This is a genomic window from Paenibacillus sp. An7, from assembly GCF_009870785.1.
GTDB lineage: Bacteria > Bacillota > Bacilli > Paenibacillales > Paenibacillaceae > Paenibacillus.
The window spans coordinates 129,404-151,016 of sequence record NZ_WTWX01000001.1; the positions used below are offsets into that span (position 1 = coordinate 129,404).

General features: G+C 40.4%; 18 protein-coding genes. 2 read left to right on the top strand and 16 right to left on the bottom strand.

The features are described from left to right. Positions 1–193 precede the first annotated feature (193 nt). The 6 genes from GQY27_RS00555 to GQY27_RS00580 form a co-directional block, all read right to left on the bottom strand. A complete protein-coding gene (locus GQY27_RS00555) occupies positions 194–1,840 on the bottom strand; it encodes a response regulator transcription factor (protein ID WP_160031572.1) in 1,647 nt (548 codons plus the stop codon). Beyond that, complete coding sequence (locus GQY27_RS00560; protein WP_160031573.1) at positions 1,825–3,576, bottom strand: sensor histidine kinase; 1,752 nt, start codon at positions 3,574–3,576, stop codon at positions 1,825–1,827. Before GQY27_RS00560 ends, GQY27_RS00555 begins: the two co-directional genes overlap by 16 nt. Before the next feature lie 100 nt (positions 3,577–3,676). After that, the gene (locus tag GQY27_RS00565) at positions 3,677–5,350 is read right to left on the bottom strand and encodes an extracellular solute-binding protein (protein WP_236570419.1); all 1,674 of its coding nucleotides are present in this window, start codon (positions 5,348–5,350) and stop codon (positions 3,677–3,679) included. Positions 5,351–5,625: 275 nt separating this feature from the next. Beyond that, the gene (locus GQY27_RS00570; RefSeq protein WP_160031574.1) at positions 5,626–6,945 is read right to left on the bottom strand and encodes a DUF4179 domain-containing protein; all 1,320 of its coding nucleotides are present in this window, start codon (positions 6,943–6,945) and stop codon (positions 5,626–5,628) included. After that, positions 6,872–7,474 carry an RNA polymerase sigma factor gene (locus tag GQY27_RS00575; RefSeq protein WP_160031575.1) on the bottom strand — a complete coding sequence of 201 codons (603 nt, stop codon included), beginning with the start codon at positions 7,472–7,474 and terminating at the stop codon, positions 6,872–6,874. The genes GQY27_RS00570 and GQY27_RS00575 overlap by 74 nt, the downstream gene beginning before the upstream one ends. A gap of 173 nt (positions 7,475–7,647) precedes the next feature. Next, positions 7,648–7,860: a hypothetical protein gene (locus GQY27_RS00580; RefSeq protein WP_160031576.1), complete on the bottom strand. Its 213-nt coding sequence runs from the start codon at positions 7,858–7,860 to the stop codon at positions 7,648–7,650. Positions 7,861–8,112: 252 nt separating this feature from the next. Here GQY27_RS00580 and GQY27_RS00585 point away from each other — a divergent pair, with 252 nt between their 5' ends. After that, positions 8,113–8,790, top strand: a complete 678-nt coding sequence (locus tag GQY27_RS00585; protein ID WP_328802922.1) for a pectate lyase — start codon at positions 8,113–8,115, stop codon at positions 8,788–8,790. A 207-nt stretch (positions 8,791–8,997) separates the two neighbouring features. Here the strand turns inward: GQY27_RS00585 and GQY27_RS00590 are convergent, their stop codons facing one another. After that, positions 8,998–11,565 carry a rhamnogalacturonan lyase gene (locus tag GQY27_RS00590; RefSeq protein ID WP_160031577.1) on the bottom strand — a complete coding sequence of 856 codons (2,568 nt, stop codon included), beginning with the start codon at positions 11,563–11,565 and terminating at the stop codon, positions 8,998–9,000. 640 nt (positions 11,566–12,205) lie between these two features. Between GQY27_RS00590 and GQY27_RS00595 the strand changes: the two genes are divergently transcribed. Continuing rightward, positions 12,206–13,066 (top strand): alpha/beta fold hydrolase, encoded by an 861-nt coding sequence (locus tag GQY27_RS00595; RefSeq protein WP_160031578.1) that lies wholly within the window; start codon positions 12,206–12,208, stop codon positions 13,064–13,066. A 249-nt stretch (positions 13,067–13,315) separates the two neighbouring features. On the opposite strand, the gene GQY27_RS00600 is transcribed toward GQY27_RS00595, so the two are convergent. The 9 genes from GQY27_RS00600 to GQY27_RS00640 all read right to left on the bottom strand — a co-directional run bounded on the left by GQY27_RS00600 (position 13,316) and on the right by GQY27_RS00640 (position 21,505). Next, positions 13,316–14,107 (bottom strand): aminoglycoside phosphotransferase family protein, encoded by a 792-nt coding sequence (locus GQY27_RS00600; protein WP_160031579.1) that lies wholly within the window; start codon positions 14,105–14,107, stop codon positions 13,316–13,318. A gap of 192 nt (positions 14,108–14,299) precedes the next feature. Then, positions 14,300–15,055, bottom strand: coding sequence for an ABC transporter ATP-binding protein (locus tag GQY27_RS00605; RefSeq protein ID WP_160031580.1), 756 nt, complete (start codon positions 15,053–15,055; stop codon positions 14,300–14,302). After that, the gene (locus GQY27_RS00610) at positions 15,055–15,864 is read right to left on the bottom strand and encodes an ABC transporter ATP-binding protein (protein WP_236570450.1); all 810 of its coding nucleotides are present in this window, start codon (positions 15,862–15,864) and stop codon (positions 15,055–15,057) included. Before GQY27_RS00610 ends, GQY27_RS00605 begins: the two co-directional genes overlap by 1 nt. A gap of 13 nt (positions 15,865–15,877) precedes the next feature. Continuing rightward, positions 15,878–16,714 carry a nickel/cobalt ABC transporter permease gene (gene opp1C, locus GQY27_RS00615; protein WP_160031582.1) on the bottom strand — a complete coding sequence of 279 codons (837 nt, stop codon included), beginning with the start codon at positions 16,712–16,714 and terminating at the stop codon, positions 15,878–15,880. A 2-nt stretch (positions 16,715–16,716) separates the two neighbouring features. Then, the gene (gene opp1B / locus GQY27_RS00620) at positions 16,717–17,646 is read right to left on the bottom strand and encodes a nickel/cobalt ABC transporter permease (protein WP_160031583.1); all 930 of its coding nucleotides are present in this window, start codon (positions 17,644–17,646) and stop codon (positions 16,717–16,719) included. A 65-nt stretch (positions 17,647–17,711) separates the two neighbouring features. Beyond that, entirely contained in the window at positions 17,712–19,310 is a 1,599-nt protein-coding gene (nikA, locus tag GQY27_RS00625; protein WP_442950864.1) for a nickel ABC transporter substrate-binding protein, read from the bottom strand. Between the two features lie 35 nt (positions 19,311–19,345). After that, positions 19,346–19,876, bottom strand: a complete 531-nt coding sequence (locus tag GQY27_RS00630) for a GNAT family N-acetyltransferase (RefSeq protein ID WP_160031584.1) — start codon at positions 19,874–19,876, stop codon at positions 19,346–19,348. 146 nt (positions 19,877–20,022) lie between these two features. Beyond that, a complete protein-coding gene (locus tag GQY27_RS00635) occupies positions 20,023–20,676 on the bottom strand; it encodes a M48 family metallopeptidase (RefSeq protein WP_160032013.1) in 654 nt (217 codons plus the stop codon). A 37-nt stretch (positions 20,677–20,713) separates the two neighbouring features. Next, on the bottom strand, positions 20,714–21,505 hold the full coding sequence (locus tag GQY27_RS00640; RefSeq protein WP_160031585.1) for an AraC family transcriptional regulator: 792 nt from the start codon (positions 21,503–21,505) through the stop codon (positions 20,714–20,716). Between the last annotated feature and the right edge of the window lie 108 nt (positions 21,506–21,613).

The window sequence follows — 21,613 nt, forward strand, 5'->3', positions numbered from 1 at the left end:
CTCCAGATCATGTACAATCGGATTGCAACTTCCTGTTTAGTCTCTCTAAAAAGTGTATCGCTTACATTTAAGGGCAACAACCTGCCGAATCGTATATCCAGTACCTGTCTATTTCTAGTCCTAACACACAGGCAAAAAAGCCTGCAGCATCTGATAACTGAACTGCAGACTTTCTTAAGGGGATCGCACCTTTTTAACTATTACGGCCAACCGCCGACTCTTTATACAAACTGTCACGATACTCTTGCGGCGTTATGCCGGTCATCTTTTTGAAAAATCGTGTGAATGAATGGGCTGCTTCGTAACCCACGGATAAAGAAACATCCCGCACTTTTAATTCGTGATTACGAAGTAACTCCTTTGCTTTTCGAGTTCTACATTTATCGATATACTCTGATAGATTGATGCCATATTCTTGTTTGAAGAATCTAGACAGATAAGATGGGTTGAAGAAATGAAGCTCTGCTAACCGTACTAATGAAAGATCCTCGTTCAAATTATCCTCAATATATTGACAGATATGTTCGATAACCTGAGTAGCACGATCTCGTTCGTCTTTATTTTTATATTGAAAAATCAATTCCGCAATCTTCTTGAGGTATGAGAATCCTTCTTTCATCGTGGCATGTCCATCGAGCTGCATCAATTTATTAATGTTACCCATATGACGGTGCATTCCCATCCGATTGATATGCGAAAATAAAACAAGAGCGGCTGCGTAATATCCCTCAATCGCTTTATGAACTGAGCTGCTTGTCTGCAGCAAAGTAACTGACAATTCGTCTAGTTCATCCATGAACTCCGCCGCTTTTCCACTTTCCAAATGTGCCTCCAATCGTTCAATTCGGTGACTTATATAAGTAACATCCTTTAGAACAAGTGTATCGGATGTTTCGGCTCGATCTACTAAGATCATAGAAATCCCATTTCCAATCTTGAGCTGTTGCAATTGACGAAGTCTCTCATATTGGGATGTTATTTGTGTCCAATCGCACGCCTTGCCGCTTAGCGTAAAATTGAGTGTTAAGCTCAGTGAAGACTGACACGCTTCTTGAATGAGCTCAAGTGTTCCCTCCATAAAGCGAATGAGATGAAAAGAATCTTTTTCCTCATTACTGGGTTGAAGCAACCATAATAGGTCCCCTTGCTTATCTATCGTTCCTATACTGATGCTTTTCTCGGACATAAAGGAATCCCAGATCATTCTAACCGACGTGAGAAGTCTGCTCTTTTCTAAGTAACCAGTTCCTTCCTCAAAAAACAATCGACCAAGCGCTAATATAACAGGAGCTCTGGGATCTAAAGCAATCCCAAGTTCTTCAAAATCTTGGGCTAGAATATCTGTACGATCCATGACGACGTGACTTTCTGTTAGCAGCTGTCTAATATAGTCCCCCTGCGCCATAATCTGAAGAGTACCCATTTGTTCCTGGGATTTTTCAATTAATTGACGGGTTTGAATATCCTGGTCCAGTTCCTGGACGACTTCAAGTATCGTCTGTGTTACCTTTTCATACCCTTCTGTTTTTAATAAATATCGTGCATTGGGCAGCTGAATCGCTTGATACGCATAATCGAATTCACTAAAACCGGTCAAGAAGACAATTTTGCATCTTGGCCAGTGTGTTTGAATTTCTTGACTCAAATCTAAACCGCTCATTCCGGGCATACGAATGTCCGTAAGCACAATATCAATCCGACTTCTGGACATCCACTTAAGAGCTTCTTTAGCGGAATATGCTTTGTAAATATCAAGCATTTCTGGCTTGAATCGCTTGAGTACTTCATATAATCCGTCTGTAATAATCTCTTCATCGTCCACAATTAAGAGCCTATACAAGTGATCTCCTCCTCTGTCTTGATTCGTATAAGCACTTCAAGGCCATTCAGCTTGCTTTTTGCTAGAAATAATCCACTTCCTTCGCCAAACGTAAGTACAAGACGCCGATGAATATTCATCATTCCTGTGATTTCATAAGAGTCGGCTGTATGATGAAGATGTTCACGAAGTGATTCAATTTCCGAATCCGTTATTGCATTTCCATTATCTTCAATGCGGATTAATATTTCATCTGGGTTCTTCTCGAAAGCAACATGAAGAATTCCGTCCTCTTCCATTTTCTCAAGACTGTGTTCATAGGCATTTTCGATAATCGGTTGGACGATCAAACGTGGTACCCGTATACTTTCCATTTCTTCTGGCAGCTCATCAAAAAAGACGGTAATACGTCTTGAGAATCGTAAATTTTGGATTTCAGTGTACGTACGCGAATGTTTTATTTCCTCTGACAACGCAACAAAGTCCTCTCCGTTACGAGTAATAAAGCGGAAGTATTCCCCCAGCATATTTGTGAATTTCTCAATCCGATCTGCATCCCCCATTCTTGAGAGTGTATTCAAAATAAAGAAACTGTTATATAGAAAATGCGGATTAATTTGAGATTGCAGCTGTTTCAGCTCTGCTTTTTGCATCATCATTTTTTGTTTGAAATCCTGATCGATGAGGGTTTGCAGTTTACTTAGCATATGATTAAAACGAGTATATAAATAACCAAACTCATCTTTACGTTCATGGTCGATGGGGCTGTCTAAAGAGCCTCCTTCCATACGCTTAAACCCTTGAATAAGTTTTAACAACGGTTGATGAATAATTCGGTATGAAGAGTAAGAAAAAACGACGATAGCAAGCAGAGATGTCATGATGAAGATCCATGCCCATTTAGAAAATGTACTCAGCGGCCGCTTTACTGTTTCTTCAGGCAAATACATAGCTACAGACAGTCCTGTTGCTTCCGAATACACTTTATTCATTTGAAACTTTTTGTTTTTTAGCTTCATTACAACGGCATTATTATTTGAAGGGGAATTTCTTATAAAATCTTGAATGGCTAAATCCGCGTCCTTATCCGTGCTGAGCACGAACCCAGCTGATTCTGACAATAACAATGAACCGCTTTCCGGATATAGGTTTACTTGTTCCAAGGACTTTAGCAGCTTCTCTATATCAAGCTCAATTTGAATTGTAAAAAGCGGTTCAGCTCCTTTTCTTCCGCTTTCTTTAGAACCATTAAGATACAGGGAATTATTCCATTTAATTAATCGATGGTCATTTTCTTTAGCGCCGGAACGAAAGAAATAATACTGAACGATATCAAAATCCTGAATGGCTCCAGCCGTAGATAATGTCTTGTTGATCGATGGAATGTGAATATAAATGTCTTTAATATAGGGACTGCTGTTCTGAACAGAAGTCATTCGTTGAATCAATCTGCTTAATTCTGATCTTCGATCGGCATTATCAATGAAATCCCATGTTACAGAGAGTGTATTAAGCCCGCTATCTTCCACCAAATCGAACAACTGAAGCTCAATCCATTCTACTTCCCGATCAAGGGTACCTAAGTAATAATTCAATTGCTTGGAAGTCGCTCTTGATATGTCCTCGCTTGCATTTTTATAACTCCACTGATAGAGATACAATCCCAATAAAATAATTGGAATAACAACGAAGAGGTACGTAAACACCAGACGTACAAATATTGAATTACGTAGGGAAACAGCGGGAAATTTAAACAAACAAATGCCTCCGATACTGCAAGATGATAATATACCTATTCTAATAAGAAGACATCTTATTTTCTCAGTTACATCCTCTTCCTTTTTAAGTAGGAGAACGTTATGGTTTTTGCTTTAAAAACCACTGATTGACTTCTTCCGTTATCTGATCTCCGCCCAGCTTCTTCCACTGCTCGACAAAACGGTCAAACTCTTCAATAGGCCTACCGAGTATAATGTCCATATATACTTGAAGTTGAATTTCATTCAAGATGGACTGTTTTTCGATCATGGTTTCCGTTGGAGTGCCTACAAAACTTTCGTACAATAATTGATTGTTTTTTTCGTATTGATCAATAATGGACATAGCTCCTTGTTCACCATAGGTTCGTTCCCAGCCCCATCCAATTTCAGTGTTACCACTTCCAGATAGATACGTAGTGATATTTTTCTGGATTGCTTTGGCCTCTTCATTCAGTTTAGACTGGTCACCTGTCAAGCGTGCTTCCTTCAATTGCTGAAAAGCCTCCATGTTTTTCCTTGCTGGATAGGGTGTTATAGGAGAAAGCTGCCACACGGGATAGGGAGAACTATAGTATTTTTCGTATTCTGCTGTTTCCCCCCAGTTCTTTTCTAAATGCAAGTTGAACATCTTTATGATCGCTTCAGGATGCTCGACCCCTTTTTTTACAGCGATAAAATGAGTTGTGTTGAACTTTAACGGTACTTTTGGAGGTTCTCCAGAATCAGATACAAGAGGGAAGGCTCTCCAATCTGCATTTGAATCATTCTCACGACTCATTTGAACGAAAAACGACCCCCACTGCTCTCCGTATAACATTCCTATCTTGCCCTTGGCCACTTGTTCTTTGACTTTGATCCCATTCTTCATGGCAAATTCACCATCCATATATCCATTACGATACATATTTTGCAGTGACAACAAAGCCGATTTGACCTCAGGCTGAATACCTCCATACGTAAGTTTTCCTGAATCATCGTGAATCCACATCATTGGGAAAGCATCATAACCTGCCATAAAAGAGGTGAGCCCCATAACGGGATCCCATAAATATTGGGTTGCGGCCAGCCCAAATGTGTCATTTTGACCATTCTGATCAGGGTCTTTCTCTGTAAACGCTTTCGCAATTGCAATCAGGTCATCCATCGTCTGTGGTGGTTTCAGATTCAGTCTATCAAGCCAATCGGTACGAATCCAAAGTACCTGTGCAGTCTCAATAGAAGAATTCGTTTCGGGAATGCCCATCAATTTTCTATCTATGGTGGCTGCTTCAAAAGGTCCTGAACCTTCTTGACTCAAAATCTCTTTGGTCAGCGGAGTCGCATACGTATCAAATACGTTCGTCAAATCTTGAATATATCCCGCATTACTTAACAGTCTCAACTGCTCAGCATCCACTCGAACCACATCAGGGATATTACCTGAAGAAAGATCAACACTAAATTTTTGTGCGTATAAGTCTCCTTTAGCAGTCCAATCGTACGTAATTTGGATTCCTAAAACTTCTTCGTAAAGCCTACTCCAGGTGTTATCGTTTAGTGTTTGTCCTGGTAAACTTTTAATTAGATCATCAAGCTGCGCACTCATTTCTCTTACAAAAGAGACCTGGATGGGCGGGTCGTACTTACTTAATCCCAACTCTTCATATTCAATTCTTGTAGTATTATCATTGGCAATTGGATCAGAAACTTTGTTTACTTCGTTGTTAGGACTACAGGCATATAGCAACTGAAAACTAAGGAACACTGTAAGCGCAATATTCATCTTATTCATTACGCATAACCGCACGGACAGACCCCACTTTACTAGTTATATAGAAATGACGAGTTACATTTTGATAACGATCATGAACAGCCTTGATGTTGGCATATTGTATATTTTTCTATAATATTACCAACTCCTTACATTTTCTATGATTATCGCATAGGTTATCTTTGTCTACAATGGTCTTTCTTCATTTATGAGAACAAAAAAACCGGAGATTGTCTCTTCCTTTACAGAAGTTACTGTCTCTCCGGTTTACATTTATCTCTTTTGAACCTTACTTCTTACTTCTTATTTATTGGGATGGATATGCTCTTATTATGTTTTTCGATATAATCAAATTCGTCTAGCAAGAGGAAATCCGGTTTATCTAAAGTTTGAAAAGAATACGTCTGCTCCCATAAGATATTCCCATTTTTCAGGTCCCATGGACGGGATTTAGAAATGGATGATACAGGAATTACTTTATCGCCTGCTTGCACGGATAGATTGTCTGTTTTTAGGAATGTAAATTGTTTTCTAGCAATGACAATATCATAACCCGTATTTGTTTTGGATACGCTTCGAATCCATATTTTTTCACTGCCCAGTTTGATAGATTGATCTGATGGAGAGGCAAGCGATATCGGTTCTTCTACTTTTTGCTTTCCTGGAAAACTATCAAGGACTAGTTCAATAGTTTCTACTTTTTCCGTAGGAATTACATCATATTCGAGAACAAATCCAATTCCTTCTCCCGATCCACTCTCTGAGTCCCCACGTAATCCCCATTGATGTAATTCTATTTCATTGACATAGAGCTTTGTTGTGCCTGGAAATCTAGGTGAACCTTCAATATCCAATTCATAATGCCCCTTCACGATTGTTGAAGTTGGTGTAGCAGTTATGGAGTCATAATAGACAGCTCCCTGATCGACTGATACTAATTTTGAGATATCCTCTTTAACTATACTCTTCATCGCTTTGTTCGCTTCGTATTTAAAAGAAATTGGATAAGTTACCCTCTCTCCATCATCCTTCCACTCATAAAAAGTAACGGTTAAAGTTCTTGAGAAGGGACTAACAGGCTCGAATTCTAGCCTTCCCTCGTAATGGATTTCGTCTTCGCTAGGATTACCGCCACCCCCCCGTGTTTTGGAATCCGTCATAAAACCTTTAATATCTTCGACATCATAACGATACGAACCATTGTCATCATACACGGAACCTTCAAGACGATCGATACTGTAATACATTAAAAATGCATTATCGTCTGCAATAACCCCTTCAATGGTAATTACCGTTCCATCATCTAATGTTGTGCTTTTATTGACCGTTTGCCCATATCCTCTCTCCGCTACTTCTATAAAGCTAAGAGAACTCAGTTCCATTTTATTAAGCAACATACCCCCATAGTAAGCAAATGCAGAATAATGATATGTTCCGAAAATCAGAAGGAGAGCAGCAACAGATGAGGCTAACCATGTCATTGTTTTATTTCTTTTCTTTTTCTTAACAGGCACATGGTCAAGTGTACTCCGAAGTCTACTCTCAAGTTCTGACGGAGCTTTTATCATATGCGAGGTCTGTTTGTGTTTTTCTAATTGTTCCTCGAATATCGTCATCACGCTCACCTCCGATCATAAGTTTTAATTTCTTCATTCCTACTGAAATTCTTGATTTGGTTGTGCCCAGCGGAACACCAGTCATGTCCGCGATCGTCTGATAGGAAAGATCATGAACATAACGAAGTTCTATGGCTTCCCGCTGAGGGCCATCTAAATGAGATAGCAACACCTGCATATCCATCTCCGACTCTGTATCGCGATAAGGTGAGTCATGGGTAAAAACGGAATACGTTGATTCCTCATCGTCCTCAAGTGGCAGGTACCGTTCCTTTTTGCGTAGTAATGTTTTGCATCGATTTACAAGAATGGTTTTGCTCCAGGTGTAGAACGCTTCTCCTTTATGCAGTTGATCGATCTTTTCATAGAGTGTAACAATCATATCTTCCATTGCATCCATCGCATCATGTTCATTCCCCATGTATGTATAGGCAAGACGATAATAAGCGTCCTGATCAGTTAGGATTAATTGTAATAGCGCTTCTTTATTGCCTTTTTTGGCTTGTTTGACAAGACGACTTATTTTCATGTTCTCCCCCCTTTCATAGATAAGAGAATGCAGAAGCTGAAAAAGTTCATTTTACACAAAAATACTTTTCATTTTCTTATTCAGAAGAAATAATGGCTTTCTAAAATTTGTTCCAGAATCATATCATGGCAAACGAAAAACCAGCCCTCCGCTGAAACATAGGGACTGGTTTATTAAAAGATCGCTTTGAATAAAACGATAACAGCATTGAAGAGATAGATTGTAATTGTCATTCCAGCCGTATTGATCAATACATTCTTCCAATTTATTTTTTCATCTTTCTTCATAAACTCAAGTATGATTATAAAACACAACAAAGATAGGGCTACTCCGATAAGCCCATATTCATTAACAATAAGAAAATCTCGGGAATCAAGCTCAGCCACAATTTTAGCACCTCTCGCTCTATTTTACATTATTATCCATATTAATCCATTTAACTCCAGCCGTCTATGTATTGCTTCTTATTTCTTCTTAAAAAAATGTATGTTCTTCATGATAATTCCCTTGTTCTATGTTAGCGCTTATAGAATACTCTTATAACCAGGATTATGCGTATAGGTGCATACCTGCATATAACCTCAGTGGACCGACGTAAGGTCGGACCAAACAACCTACACTAGAAAGGGTGGAATTTATTGAAAAAAGCTTTAGTTTTGTTTCTGTCTTTTGCCATGATTTCCGTGTTTTATGTCACTCAGCCGGTTTCGGTGTCAGCCGCATCGCCAATTGTAGTCAGCACAACGATTATCGTACCCGAAGGCCAAACTTTTGACGGCAGTGGAAAAACTTATGTGGCTAATCCAAGTACCCTGGGAGATGGCGGTCAGGGGGAGAACCAGAAACCGATCTTTAGACTTGGGAAAAATGCAACGCTGAAGAATGTAATCATAGGCGCTCCTGGAGCTGATGGGGTGCACTGTTATGGAAACGCTACAATATCCAATGTGACATGGCTAGATGTAGGCGAGGATGCATTGACGCTCAAAGCATCAGGCACGGTCAATATTACAGGGGGCGGTGCATATAAAGCTTACGACAAAGTGTTCCAGGCCAATGCTTCCGGTACGATCAACATTAAGAACTTTAGAGCTGATGACATCGGTAAGCTGGCACGTCAGAACGGAGGAACTACTTATGCGGTGAATTTCACACTGGATAGTTCTAACATTTCAAATGTGAAGGACTCCATCTTCCGTACGGACAGCAGCAGCAGTGCTGCTAAAATAACAAATACACGTTATCATAATGTGCCAACCTTGTTCAAAGGATATGCCGCCGGTAAAACTACGCAATCAGGTAATACCCAGTATTGAAAACAGCTATGATGCAGATTAACACTCCAGACCCATTCACTTGAAGCATTTTGAGAATACTCACTTTATATTATTTTTGTGCTCAATGTATTCTTATTAATGTAAGGTAAACAAAGAAGGTAGCCTTCGTAATCTGGGCTACCCTCTTTGAACCAAATTCAGCTAATTGAGCAACATTTTTCTCCCTGTATAATGTAGACCAGAACACTATTTCCACTGTTCAACTAACCGCTCCGCATGCTGAATTAAATTCAGTTTTGCCTTTTCGCTAACCGTGTCTTTCCCCTCTCGTTTATTCAGTTGCGAAATGTATTTCTCAAGAAAAGACGATGCTTGTTTCAGATCTTGCTTGTCATAATGATGACGTGCCTGCTTTAGTGAATTTGTTGTCTGATTCACCACAACACCGCCGAGTTCTCCTTGTTCGACATACATACCATGGTGCTGTTCAAGAACATTCAGTAATCCGGGAATGAACACATTTGGAACGTTCACTTTACTAAAATCGGTATCCGAAGCAAAGTAGTAACTAGTGTATACAGGCTGATTGTAGCCTGTATTCTGTGTAGCTACTCCCGCACGGTACTGAGGATCATGTAAGAGCGTATGCAGCTTGCGCTCTGTTACTTCCGTATTCGTATATATACGAATGGCGCTGCTGTCCACCGTGCGTACAAGCATTTCTTCCCGCCAATCTCCAAACACATCCGCCACAAGGGATGGCGTTCCCTTGGTGTGGTTATTCGTGCGTGTACCTTCCGCAGTAAGTACAGTTCCTTTTTTCCAATCATCAATTGTGGGTGTATTTTCCAGTGCTCCATTGATGATTTGAGTTGTCATATCTTTCGACCATTTGATGCTCATGTTCGTACCCGGCATCTTGTCACTGATCTTTTCACCTTGAGCGGTGTAGACGCCAACGGCCCAGGTTTCGAGCCCTGGATGTTCTGGATCTATGTCACCAATCATTCCGCGTCCAGTATCTTTTCCCGTGTAACCGCCATAGATGACCTCTCCTGTCTTCGCGTCTCTCAGAGCGTAACCATAAGGGGCATATGGTCCACCTTCGTGCACCATGTATACTTCTAGCCCTTCCCGCATTGGATCAATATTCGCTACATGCAGTGCATCACCATGACCTAGGTTGGCAATTGCCCCAGGGTTAGCACTTTGCGGAGGCATAACTGCAGAAGAATTGGATAACACAGACCCATCATGGTCAATCGTCGCTGATCCATATACTATTTCCTGCTTACCATCCCCATCCACATCAGCTACACTGAGCGAATGAGCTCCTTGGGTCGTAATTTGACCGTACTGAGGGTCCGTACCCGGTCTTCCATGCGGGCTGTCTCTGAACGGATTTGTCATTGGAGCCCAGCCACTGTCTACATACCAATATTCATTCAAGTTAGTTCCGTCCCAGTTATAAGAAACTAAGGTTGTTCGAGTATAGTAACCCCTTGCAAATACAGCATAAGGCTGCTGTCCATCCAGATACGCAACACCGGACAAGAACCGATCTACCCTGTTCCCAGGCTCTATACGGTTCATCGCATAATCACCCCAGCGCAGTCCATCGTCGGTACGACCCGGTTTATAACGAATGGTTTTCAGCTCTTGCCCCGTTGCTCCCTCGAACACAGTTAAGTACTCAGGACCAGATAAAATAAACCCTTCGAATTCACGAAACTTATTCCGATTCGCATCTTTAGAAGGAGCAAATACGTCCATAAAATAATCCGTCAACTGTTCCGCATCAGCACGAGACAGAGGATATTCATACTTCGTTTCAATACCGAAAGCCTCTTCGAGGGTTTGCGGCCAGCTTCCATTACGTACTTCCTCGTAGTCATGCCAGTCCATAAACATGCCCACCATGTGCTCGTAATATCCTTCTCGGCTTACTCGATAATCATCTTCATTTGTATATCCTGCAGCCAGATCTTCGTCCAGCATCGTGATATATTTTTCGGATGTAATCTCTCCTTGTTTATTATAATGAAGAATTTTAGTTCCCGGTGCCGTCTTAAACATAAGCTCTGCCTTGCCGTCCCCATCAAAATCATAAACGAGGAACTGCGTATAATGCGCTCCTGAACGAATGTTTACACCCAGGTCGATTCGGTACAGCAATTCTCCCGTAATCGTATAGGCATCAACATAGGTATTTCCGGTATATCCCACTTGGGAGACGTCTTTAGCATTACTTGGGTCCCATTTTACAAAATACTCTAGTTGTCCGTCTCCATCCACATCCCCTACGCTCATATCATTTGCAGAGTAGCTATAGCTTTCACCGGCTGGCGTGATCCCGTCAGCAGGCTTTTGAATTGGAAGATCATAATATCCATGATTCCAAGGCGTAACGGAGTTACTTCTATCCACCTCTTTCCCATTAGACACTGCACAGACGTAATAAGAGGAACCTGTTGCACCTGCGGGGTCAAGAAAATTCGTACTGTTTGTCACTTCACCTACAAATTTCCCGTCTCGATATACATGAAAATTAGTGCCTATCAGCCCGGTTTCACTGCTTCCGGATACCTCTTGAGCGAGCAACCTCCAACTCAAAAAGTTACCTTCTCCTGTCTTTACCGCAATAAGCCCTCGGTCCAAATACTCCATCTGAATGCGGTTTTCCATATTCTGATGCCCCTTTCCACTTATGTCCTGTGCTGCAGAAGCATAGCCTCCCGTACTTAAAAGGACAGCGCTTATTCCAGCTGCAGCGGCTTTTTTCCATATGGGAAGCTTGTTCGTACCTTTTGGCATGAAATCACTCCTTTTTCAAATATGGTCACGCTTACAATTCAGTCTTTAACAATCTAACAAATTATTTATTCCCTCCTTTTCATCAATTTTCATATTAAATTAGATTATAGACTTATCTTCTTCCTGTCGCCATTCACATATCAGTGTAAGTTCGGTATTTTGGCTCATTCGCTCCACTTGTTTTGCTGCGCAAAGCCAAAAGTCGCTCACGATCCAAAAACCTCACCGGGCATCTATTGATCTTCACTTGTTTAACACAAGTTCCGCTTAAACTCCAAAACTTAAATGACGAGTACCATAATGAGTACTAAATAACGAGTTTCGAATTGCAAGTGTATTGCGAGTGAATTGCGAGTGAATTGCGAGTGAATGTTTCTTTGCTATCGCAAAGTGATCCGTCGGCTTTCGCCGTACGTAGTTTTGAAAATATGGAAGATTCCATCTTTTGGAGATGATTCTCCGTAGAAAGGTGGTAATCGTTATAAAAGTGGTTTACATATTATGAAGAGGACTTCTAACACATATGGATAACTTGACATATCCAAGCTAGAAGGGTAGTTTATTCTACTAGGAGTTGTATGCACCAAGATTTACCACTCTATTAATATCTAATAATTTATTACGCTATAAGGAGATTCTTATGAACACTACAGTTACGAAAACTACACTCAAAATGAATGGTATGGAGTACCTCTGCCGTACGGCAGGGTTAGAGCAAGACGGTGAACTGGTCATTTTCCTTCACGGATTTCCGGAAAGTTCGATTATATGGGAAGAAACCATGTCTAAATTGGCCGCACTCGGCTATCGCTGTCTAGCTCCTGATCAAAGAGGATATTCAGCTGGTGCCCGTCCTGACGGCTATGAAAATTATTCTTTGAAAAAACTTTCTGCTGATGTCATTGGATTTGCAGATGTAATGGGCTGCTCAGGTAAATTTCACCTGGTTGGACATGATCTGGGGGCAGCCGTTGGTTGGAGCGTTGTCACTTTATATCCTCAGCGGATACAGACGTGGACCGCTATGTCTGTGCCTCATTGGGATGCTTACAAATGGGCGCTGGAAAATGATCCGGTGCAAAAACAAAAAGGTGCCTATGTAACTAAATTTATGGAGCCGGATGCTCCCGAATCCTTAATAGCTGCTAATGATTATGCTGTTTTGCGTCATTTATGGGAAGGCTTCGATCAAGAAACGCTGGAAGACTATATGCGGATTTTCTCACAGCCTGAGGCTAGAACTGCTGTTATTAATTGGTATCGCGGCATCATGCAGGTTGAAGAACAGATTCCATATGGAGATGTTGAAACTCCGACCGCTTTCATTTGGGGAAACGAAGATTTGGCTCTTGCGCGTGCAGGAGTAGAGAAAAGTCACACCTATATGAAAGGTTATTATGATTTCCATGAACTGAATGCCGGTCACTGGCTTACACAGTTTAATGAACCAGAGGTATCTGAAATTATCATTAAGCACATACAAAAGTTCTCAATAGAATAATAGAATTATATTTACTAACATCGAAATTTAAGATTTGCAGAACGAAAAACAACCGACTCTAGGAATATCCAACAGACGGTTGTTTTTTTTGTATATGGGTCTTAGTTCGATATTTAACACTGCAGGAAAGCAAATAGGCTATTGTGATTCTCCCTACCTTGTACTCTTTTTATAATTCGCCATTTCAAAAACAGGAACGGTACCGAGCTGTTTCTTGGACAAACTAACAAAACCAAAAAGTAGAATTAATTACACCCACGCTCTCCTATGTTCATGAATGAATCTAATATCACTCTCATAGTGTTCAAGATGCCCTTCATCTATCATTTTTTGAAATGCGACTTCCCCTTGCTTCGCTCTTCTCGCTATCGTTTTACATAGCCCTTCTAAACGCAGCAATACCATATCCAAAACATTACTTGTTATTTCTGTGCCGTAAGACTCAAGAAACAAAGCGATCCTTTGTTTTATTCGACCTTCATGCTTCACTGGATCATAAGGAATGGGTTCCCCCGTTTTAGACAGATAGAATCTGCTTAAGGGAACGCATGTATACAGAGTGTACGAAATATCCCAAATTCTCGGACCTGGCTCAGCAACATCATAATCTATAATACCTACCGGCATTTCTTTATCAAAAATAATATTATATATCGCAAAATCATTATGACAGATGACCTCAAGAGGCTCGGGAGTAAGATCAATGGGTTCCCAGCTAGGATCAACCGGAAAATCTTTAACAGAATCATGGTAAAAACGGAGCATTTTCGCTATTTTAGTTAATGTTTCATTAGACCACATATACTCTCTTACGGGGTAATTACCAGCTTCCCCCTCGATGAACGATAATATCTCTCTTCCTTTTTCATCGATTCCTAAAAACTTTGGGGCATAATAAAAACCTTTATCCTCTAGATGCTGTAACAGTTTATGGATTCTAGGGCTGGCCGAATGAAGTTCTCGCCGTACCGTATCAGCTACTCGGTACACTTTAGAAACATTTCCCCCAGTTAACTCTTCTTCATGCTCTTGGTTTGTCAAATTTTTATGACCTCCCCAATAGTAATCTGCTTTATTTACTCATTTTCAGCTAACATTGATTTCTCTTAAGTTTAGCATAACATAATCGTCATCATACTATGGGGAGAATACGACTATAACTGAATACAACTATTTAATTATATTATAGGGTTAGACGTATAAACCGCGTCGTAGGGCTTTTCAAACACCCGATTAGACATGAAAAGAAATAACAGAATCCAGCAGTCTTTTTGCATAGTCGTTCTGAACCGCAGAGAGGCTCTTAGTTGCAATCTGCTCTACAATTTGGCCATTCTCCATAAACAGGACTCGATCACATAAATGGGATACGGCCTGCAGATCATGAGCGATGAAGAGAATGGACATATTATCGTTTTCTTTCAGCCTGTACAGCAGTTCCATAATTTGCGATTGTGTTGATACATCAAGTGAACTAATCGCTTCATCCAGCACTAGAAATCTTGGATTTCTACTAATCGCTCTCGCGATGCACACTCTTTGTAACTCACCGCCGCTTAGTTCATGGGGATACTTATTTGCCACCGATAAAGGGAGTCCGACTTTTTGTAACAAAGATTCCACTTGTTCTTGAATATCTCCAGTTGTTCCAAAGGCTCGAAGCAGCTCACTAATGACGTCACTCACTTTATAATATGGATTAGCAGACGAGGTATAGTCCTGAAAAACGACGCTCATTTGCCCCTTATTTTCTTTGATCCATGTCGTTATCTCTTTGTCTTCCATACGTATGGAGCCAGCGTCGGCTTTTTCAAGACCTAAGATGAGCCTGCCTAATGTACTTTTTCCACTTCCGCTCTCTCCAACCAAGCCCACACATTCGCCTGCATGTATCTGAAAAGAGACATCCTGTAATACGTTCAGCTTCTCTTTTCTACGCCCGTTCCCTGATCGTTTATAGTTCTTATACACATTTTTTACTTCAAGCATTACACAGAATCATCCTTTCTCATCGCATCTGAAAAGGACTTCGTTAATTGTTCTCGGGTATGAATTAAAAACTTTGTATACTCCTGCTCTGGGTTTGAGAATACATCTTCTATTTTCCCGTACTCTACTTGTTTTCCTTCTTTCATGACAAGTACCGTTTGCGCTAGTCTTTGTACAACACCAAGGTCATGGGATATAAAAATCACAGCCGTATCGAGTTCACTTCTTAGTCGCTCAAACTCTTTTACTACCTCATTTTGCGTGATGGAATCAAGCGCAGTAGTAGGTTCATCCGCAATAATAATATCTGGTTTCACTGCCATCGCAATAGCAATCATACACCGCTGCAGCATACCGCCTGATAACTGATGCGGGTATTTCTTCAGCACTTGTTCTGGTTCTTTGATTTGCATCTTTTGAAGCTCTATAATAGAGAGAATTCTCGCTTCTTTTTTCGATATTTCGAGGTTCTCACACAATGTCTCGATCATTTGACTTCCCATGGTATATAATGGATCAAAGGCAGACATCGCGTCTTGCAAGATCATGCAGATCTGCTTGCCTCTTATCTTTCTCATCGCTTTCTTATCCAGCTGCAATAGATCATCGCCATCAAAATAAACATGCCCCGTAACCTTCAGTGAGGGCTGAGTTAGTCCCAGTATAGCCTTTGTGGTAATGGATTTACCGCTTCCGCTTTCACCGACAATACCAAGACAATGATTGCGATCTAACGTGAAATTCACATTTTCTACGAGGACTGTCTTTTTCCGTGGATCTGTTATGGATAGGCCCTTTACTTCTAACACACTCAAGTTCATCTCACCCCTTCTTCGTTCCACGCTTCGTATCAAAGGCATCTTGCAGGCTGTCCCCTACGAAATGAAAAGCCGCTACCACTAGCAGAATCGCTATTCCAGGAGCAAGCATTTGATAAGGATGTACAATCATCACGTTTTTTGCTTCATTGAGCATCATCCCCCACTCAGGTGTTGGAGCTTGTACACCTAATCCTAAGAAAGACAGCGCTGAAATGACAAGGATGACAGATCCTGTATCAAGTGTGGCTAACACTGCAATTTCTCCAGCTGCTCCCGGTAAAATATGCGTTTTTACAATATGCCTCGTACTGCAACCTGACACTTTAGCAAACCGGATATAATTTTTGTCAGTATATTTTAAAACAATCGTACGGATCATCCGTGTGTACCAAGCCCATTTTGCGATAATACTTGCGAGAATCACATTGAATAATCCGGGACCCATCATTCCCACAATCGCCAGAATCATCACTTCACTTGGAAAAGATAAAAATACATCACATATTCTCATAATGAGTTCATCTACTTTCCCTCGTGTAATCCCGGCGATCACTCCGAGAATTGTACCTATAATAATCGTTGCTGCCATTGCTAATAAGGAAGTAAATACCGTGGTTCGTATCCCATAGAGTAACCTTGACAAAATGCAGCGCCCAAGCTGATCCGTACCTAGCGGATAGCTCATACTTATCCCTGTAAATTTCTCTTTTACGTTGGTTTCAATCGGATTATGCGGTGCAAGCATTGGTGCAAATATTCCAGCTAAGATGACAACAAATAGAAACCCTATACATATCATCGCTAGTCGATCATTTTTTAATCTATTTATTACCCCCACAGTTAAGCCTCTTTTCTAAGTCTTGGATCTAATAACATCGTAATGATATCAACAAGTAAATTACAGCCTACAAATAATACCGCCATAAGAAGTACGTAAGCTTGAATGACTGGATAATCATGATTGAATATCGCTGTAATACATAATCGCCCTACTCCTGGCCATGCAAAGATATTTTCCACGATAACTGTACCTGCAATAAGTTTAGGGATGGACATGCCAAGTGCAGCAATCGAGGATTGCAGAGAGTTTTTAAATATATGTTCAAAAATCTTCTGTTCCTTTAAGCCGCGAGCTTTTGCATACAGTACATAATTCTCCAGCTTGTTCTTCACCATGTTATTACGCAGCAGTCTGACGTAGGTTGATATATAGGCAAAAGAAAGCGTAACGGCTGGAAGAATAACGGAGCCTGGTGACTCCATTCCACTTGTAGGCAGTAAATTTAGCTTTACTGCAAATAACCACATGAGGAGTAAACCAATCCAGAAGCTTGGGATTGCCTCCGATACAAAAACCAATCCTCTTATAAAACGGTCAATCATCGTACCCTCATAAACGGTACATATGACAGCGGCCACGATGCTAACTGTCAAAATAATTGCTAATGACACCATGGCTAGATGCAAAGTCGCAGGAATTGCTCGGCTCATTTCGCTAATGACCGGTTTATTCGTAATATAACTGTTACCAAAATCTCCTTGCAGACTGTCTCCTACCCATGCTGCATACCTCTCAATAAAAGACTTGTCGAGGCCAAGTTCTGTGCGCATTTCCGCAACCGTTGCTTCTGTCGGTGTTATTTCATTCACACGAAGTGCGACTTCAGCAGGGTCACTTGGACTTAAATTAATCAGAATAAAAGACAAAAAGGATATACCTAATAAGATGGGTATCATGCTTAGCAATCTTTTGATCATGTAATTTCCCATTTTGTGATTCTCCCTAAAATGAATGAAAAAGACAGATGCTTGGGATCTGCCTTTTTCACCTTAAATTATGATTGTTCGAAATACATCTTTTCAAATGGTATCTCGTATTGGGAAACATTAAATGTTACACCTTTTAACTCCGGAACATAAACTGCTTTTGTGCGCGAATACGTAAGAGGAATATATACTCCCTCATCATGAATATAAGAGAGAATATCTTTATACATCTCCTGACGCTTCTCTTCACTTGCCTCAATCATCACGGCTGTAATGGTGTCATCTAGCCATTCTTTTTGTTCCAGTCCAATCTGTGCTTGATAATCACCATGTGCCGGAATTCTCCATGAGGATAGATAAGATTGAGGGTCATAGGGAGTACCCCATGATAAGGAGTACATGAGATCAAACTCACCTGATTTTTGTCGATCTAAAAAGGCTTGTTTCTCTTCACCAATGATTTTCAATTCAGCTCCAACGTTTTTAAAATCGCTTTGGATGAATTCACTGATTGTTTTTTCTTGCGCATTGTTAGAGTTGTAGTAAATAGAAAGCTCTAACTTTTTCCCATCCTTATATCGATAGCCGTCATTTCCAAGTGCCCAGCCTGCTTCATCTAAAAGTTTGTTTGCCTTATCGGGGTCAAACGTTCTTACCTCTAAATCCAGATCACTATAAGGCACCGTTGACGAGAGTAACGTATCTGCCACAGATTCCGAACCATTCAGAATCTCATCAGCGATGGACTTTTTATCAATTGCATATTGAAAAGCTTCACGGACTTTAACATCACCTGTAATCGGCTTGTTGGAGTTTAACAAAATAGCTCTAGAAGCAACCGGTTTACTTATATCCGTTGTATATTGACCTTGTTCTTCTAATGCTTTGAACGAGTCAATATCTATCATATCGCCGTCAGCACCAAAGATGAGATCCACTTCCCCTTTTTGAAGAGCAAGCAAGATCGTTTGCGGATCCGGCATTACCTTCCACTTCACCGTAGAGACTTTTGGTTTTTCACCCCAGTAATTTTCATTCGCGGTAAATACGGCATATTGCCCCTCTTTGTGTTCCGTTAACACCCAAGGACCTGTCCCTGCATAACTGCTAACTCCATCTTTTGTCTGCCCATCAATAAAAGATTTAGGCGAGATAAATCGGAATGGACGAGTAAGACCGAGTTCAGTTAAAGTTGGATAGTAGGGATGCTTTAATACAAGTTTATATGTATATTCATCGACTACCACGTTTTCTTTAATCTCATTGACCATATCAAGCCAAGCATGGCGTTCACTATTTTTTAATATTGCATCCATATTTAACTTTACAGCTTCGCTATTAAAAGGCTCTCCATCGGTAAAAGTAACATCTTGTCTCAAATGAAAGGTATACTCTAACCCGTCTTCTGAAATGTCCCAACTCTCAGCTAGAGCAGGTTTTACACCTTCGTCTGTATTAATGACAAGTGATTCAAACACCATATTTTGGGCTGACATTTCCCCGCTATATAAATGAGGGTTGATATCTCTTATATCTTTTGTGCTGGCATAGACGATTTCATTGCGTGAACGATCTTCCGTACCCGCCGCATTTCCCCCTTGACATCCTGTAACGAATACCATGAGTAAACCGAGTAATAAAGTCATACTGATCTGTAATTTCTTCACTTCGTGTGCTCCCTTTTTGTTATAAAAGTATGGTCCTATCCTTGGTGCTGTTCTACTTGTACATCCATATGAAGTGTATTCCAGATTGGATCATCTTCAGCAAGTCTTTCTTCAAAACCTTTTGACTTCCAAAAGGGGATCGCACCCGGTAGAAACGGATGGGTATGCAAATATAGCGTTTCATAGCCAGCCTGCTTACAAAATTGCAAGGCTTCATTGTATAAAATCGACCCCAAACCAAATCTTCGATAGTTCCGATCAACATAGCATTTCACAATTTCTGCCGTTTTACTATGATGATAGAATCGATCCAGTTGAACAAATCTCCCATCATATGGAGTAATCGCGATGGTTCCAATTACCGTTCCGTCCTCAAAAAAAGCAGCAAAAATCGCTGCATCATCCTGCTTCATATAATATTCATTAAAATGAAGCAAGTCTTGCGGAAGCTCATCCTGAGCTAACATCGGGAAGATTTCTTTGCGTACCCTCATCATAAACTCTACGATTTGGTCACGTTCGCAAGCTTGCACTTTTCTAATACTATACGGCTGCTGTATTTTCATTTTCTCTCAAACTTCCCCTTATCCTAAACATTTCTATGGATTAATATTATTAGTCACAAAGCGAAAATTCAAGTTTTATGAGCGGTTTCTACAGCACACGCACAAGAAAAGAACAAACCTTACAATATATGGTTTACTCACGGTGTTTACAATGACATATCTTGCCCATATCTCGCAAGGTAGGCCTCTTTTTCTTTGTAATCCTTCATTACACTTCCGACTCGTCTCCAAAAAGAGCGATCATGATTCATATGCAGCAGATGGCAGAGTTCATGAATCACGACATAATCGATCACCTCGATCGGCGCCATCGCAAGACGGTAATTAAAAGTAAGTTGTTTCGCTGAGTTGCAGCTCCCCCACTTCGTCCTAGATTCCTCAATAACGAACGATTTGGGCGTAACTTTGAGCTGCTTTTGATAGATTTTAATACGTTCGTTAATCACTTTCTTACAGCTTGTAAAGTAAAATTCCTTTAAATCAGCTCTTAACTCTTCTTCTGTTCTACCTTTCGTCTCAATGAGTTCGTGCAAGAAATAATACTTTCCCAGATGAAGGAATTTCCCTTCTTCTTCGTACTCTCTTATCTTTGACGGTGTACGAGCAGCTTCAATCGCGCGGAGTTGTTTTACAATCTTATCTCCTTGCTGACGTACAGCGTTCATGATTACCTCATCTTCTGTATGCTTTGGCGCTTTCACAATGATCAGGCCCGAAGGATAGATCTGAATGGAGAGTTTTTTACGTGGACCATATTCCACATGAAAATCAATTTGTTGGTTGTCTAGTTCAATTTTCATCATCAACATCGTTTCTATATATTTTTTCTCTATATTACTATAAACGCATGGCTTCCGAAATATTTCTTCGAAATTCATTAGGCGTAGTGGCATATTCTTTTTTAAAAGCACGATAGAAAGATCGCAAACTATTAAATCCAGAATCAAATGCAATAGCAGTGACTGGTTTCGTAGTGGACGTCAGCAGCATGTAAGCATAAGCGGCCCGCTGGGCGTTAATGTAATCTCGAAAAGAGATTTGGAACTGTTCGGAGAATGTGCGGGAAGCATGAAATTTACTGATTCCGAGCTCTTTTGAAAGGGTATCAAGCGTGATCGGCTCTAAGTAATGGAGGTCTATATAGGTAAGTATTTTTTGAATGATATTCATATCTTTCTTATAATCTGCTTTTTGCAGAGACAATAGCGGCATCGCATGTCCTAGAATCACGGATAGGTATGCCTTAATCAAGCGTCTGTCTACTTGTTCATCATATAATTTGCACAGCATAGTGAGGGCGTTCGTCATGACCTCGTTTTTTGAGAGGATCGGACTGTCTGGTATATAGTTAAGTAAATCTCCTGTAAAGTCCCCTGGAAAGGCCGCATCGAAAAAAATCAGCAAAATCTGATTGTTTTTCAGCGTTTTATAGCTATGTGGCTGGTTAGGAAAAACGATCGCGATCTCTCCTTCAGACAAGATATAATCTTGCTGATTAATAGTTATATTAATTTCCCCTGATAACACCAAGGTGATTTCGACATTCTTATGCAAATGAAGAGGATACGTATTATTCGTAGAAATAAATAGATGAAAATCGTGATCGCGATGCTGGTATTTGATTTTCACACCTTACTCCTCCCCTATTCACGTTGGAATTTCCTAACGAACTCTACATCACTACTAAGAAGATAATATAGATATCCTCATGAGTACAAGAACAAACTACAATATTTG

Bases quoted from the DNA above. Each gene is read 5' to 3' on its own strand.
- GQY27_RS00565 (WP_236570419.1), bottom strand. From the start codon at position 5,350: ATGAATAAGATGAATATTGCGCTTACAGTGTTCCTTAGTTTTCAGTTG.
- GQY27_RS00570 (WP_160031574.1), bottom strand. From the start codon at position 6,945: ATGACGATATTCGAGGAACAATTAGAAAAACACAAACAGACCTCGCAT.
- GQY27_RS00575 (WP_160031575.1), bottom strand. From the start codon at position 7,474: ATGAAAATAAGTCGTCTTGTCAAACAAGCCAAAAAAGGCAATAAAGAA.
- GQY27_RS00590 (WP_160031577.1), bottom strand. From the start codon at position 11,565: ATGCCAAAAGGTACGAACAAGCTTCCCATATGGAAAAAAGCCGCTGCA.
- GQY27_RS00595 (WP_160031578.1), top strand. From the start codon at position 12,206: ATGAACACTACAGTTACGAAAACTACACTCAAAATGAATGGTATGGAG.
- GQY27_RS00605 (WP_160031580.1), bottom strand. From the start codon at position 15,055: ATGCTTGAAGTAAAAAATGTGTATAAGAACTATAAACGATCAGGGAAC.
- opp1B (WP_160031583.1), bottom strand. From the start codon at position 17,646: ATGGGAAATTACATGATCAAAAGATTGCTAAGCATGATACCCATCTTA.
- GQY27_RS00630 (WP_160031584.1), bottom strand. From the start codon at position 19,876: ATGAAAATACAGCAGCCGTATAGTATTAGAAAAGTGCAAGCTTGCGAA.
- GQY27_RS00635 (WP_160032013.1), bottom strand. From the start codon at position 20,676: ATGAAAATTGAACTAGACAACCAACAAATTGATTTTCATGTGGAATAT.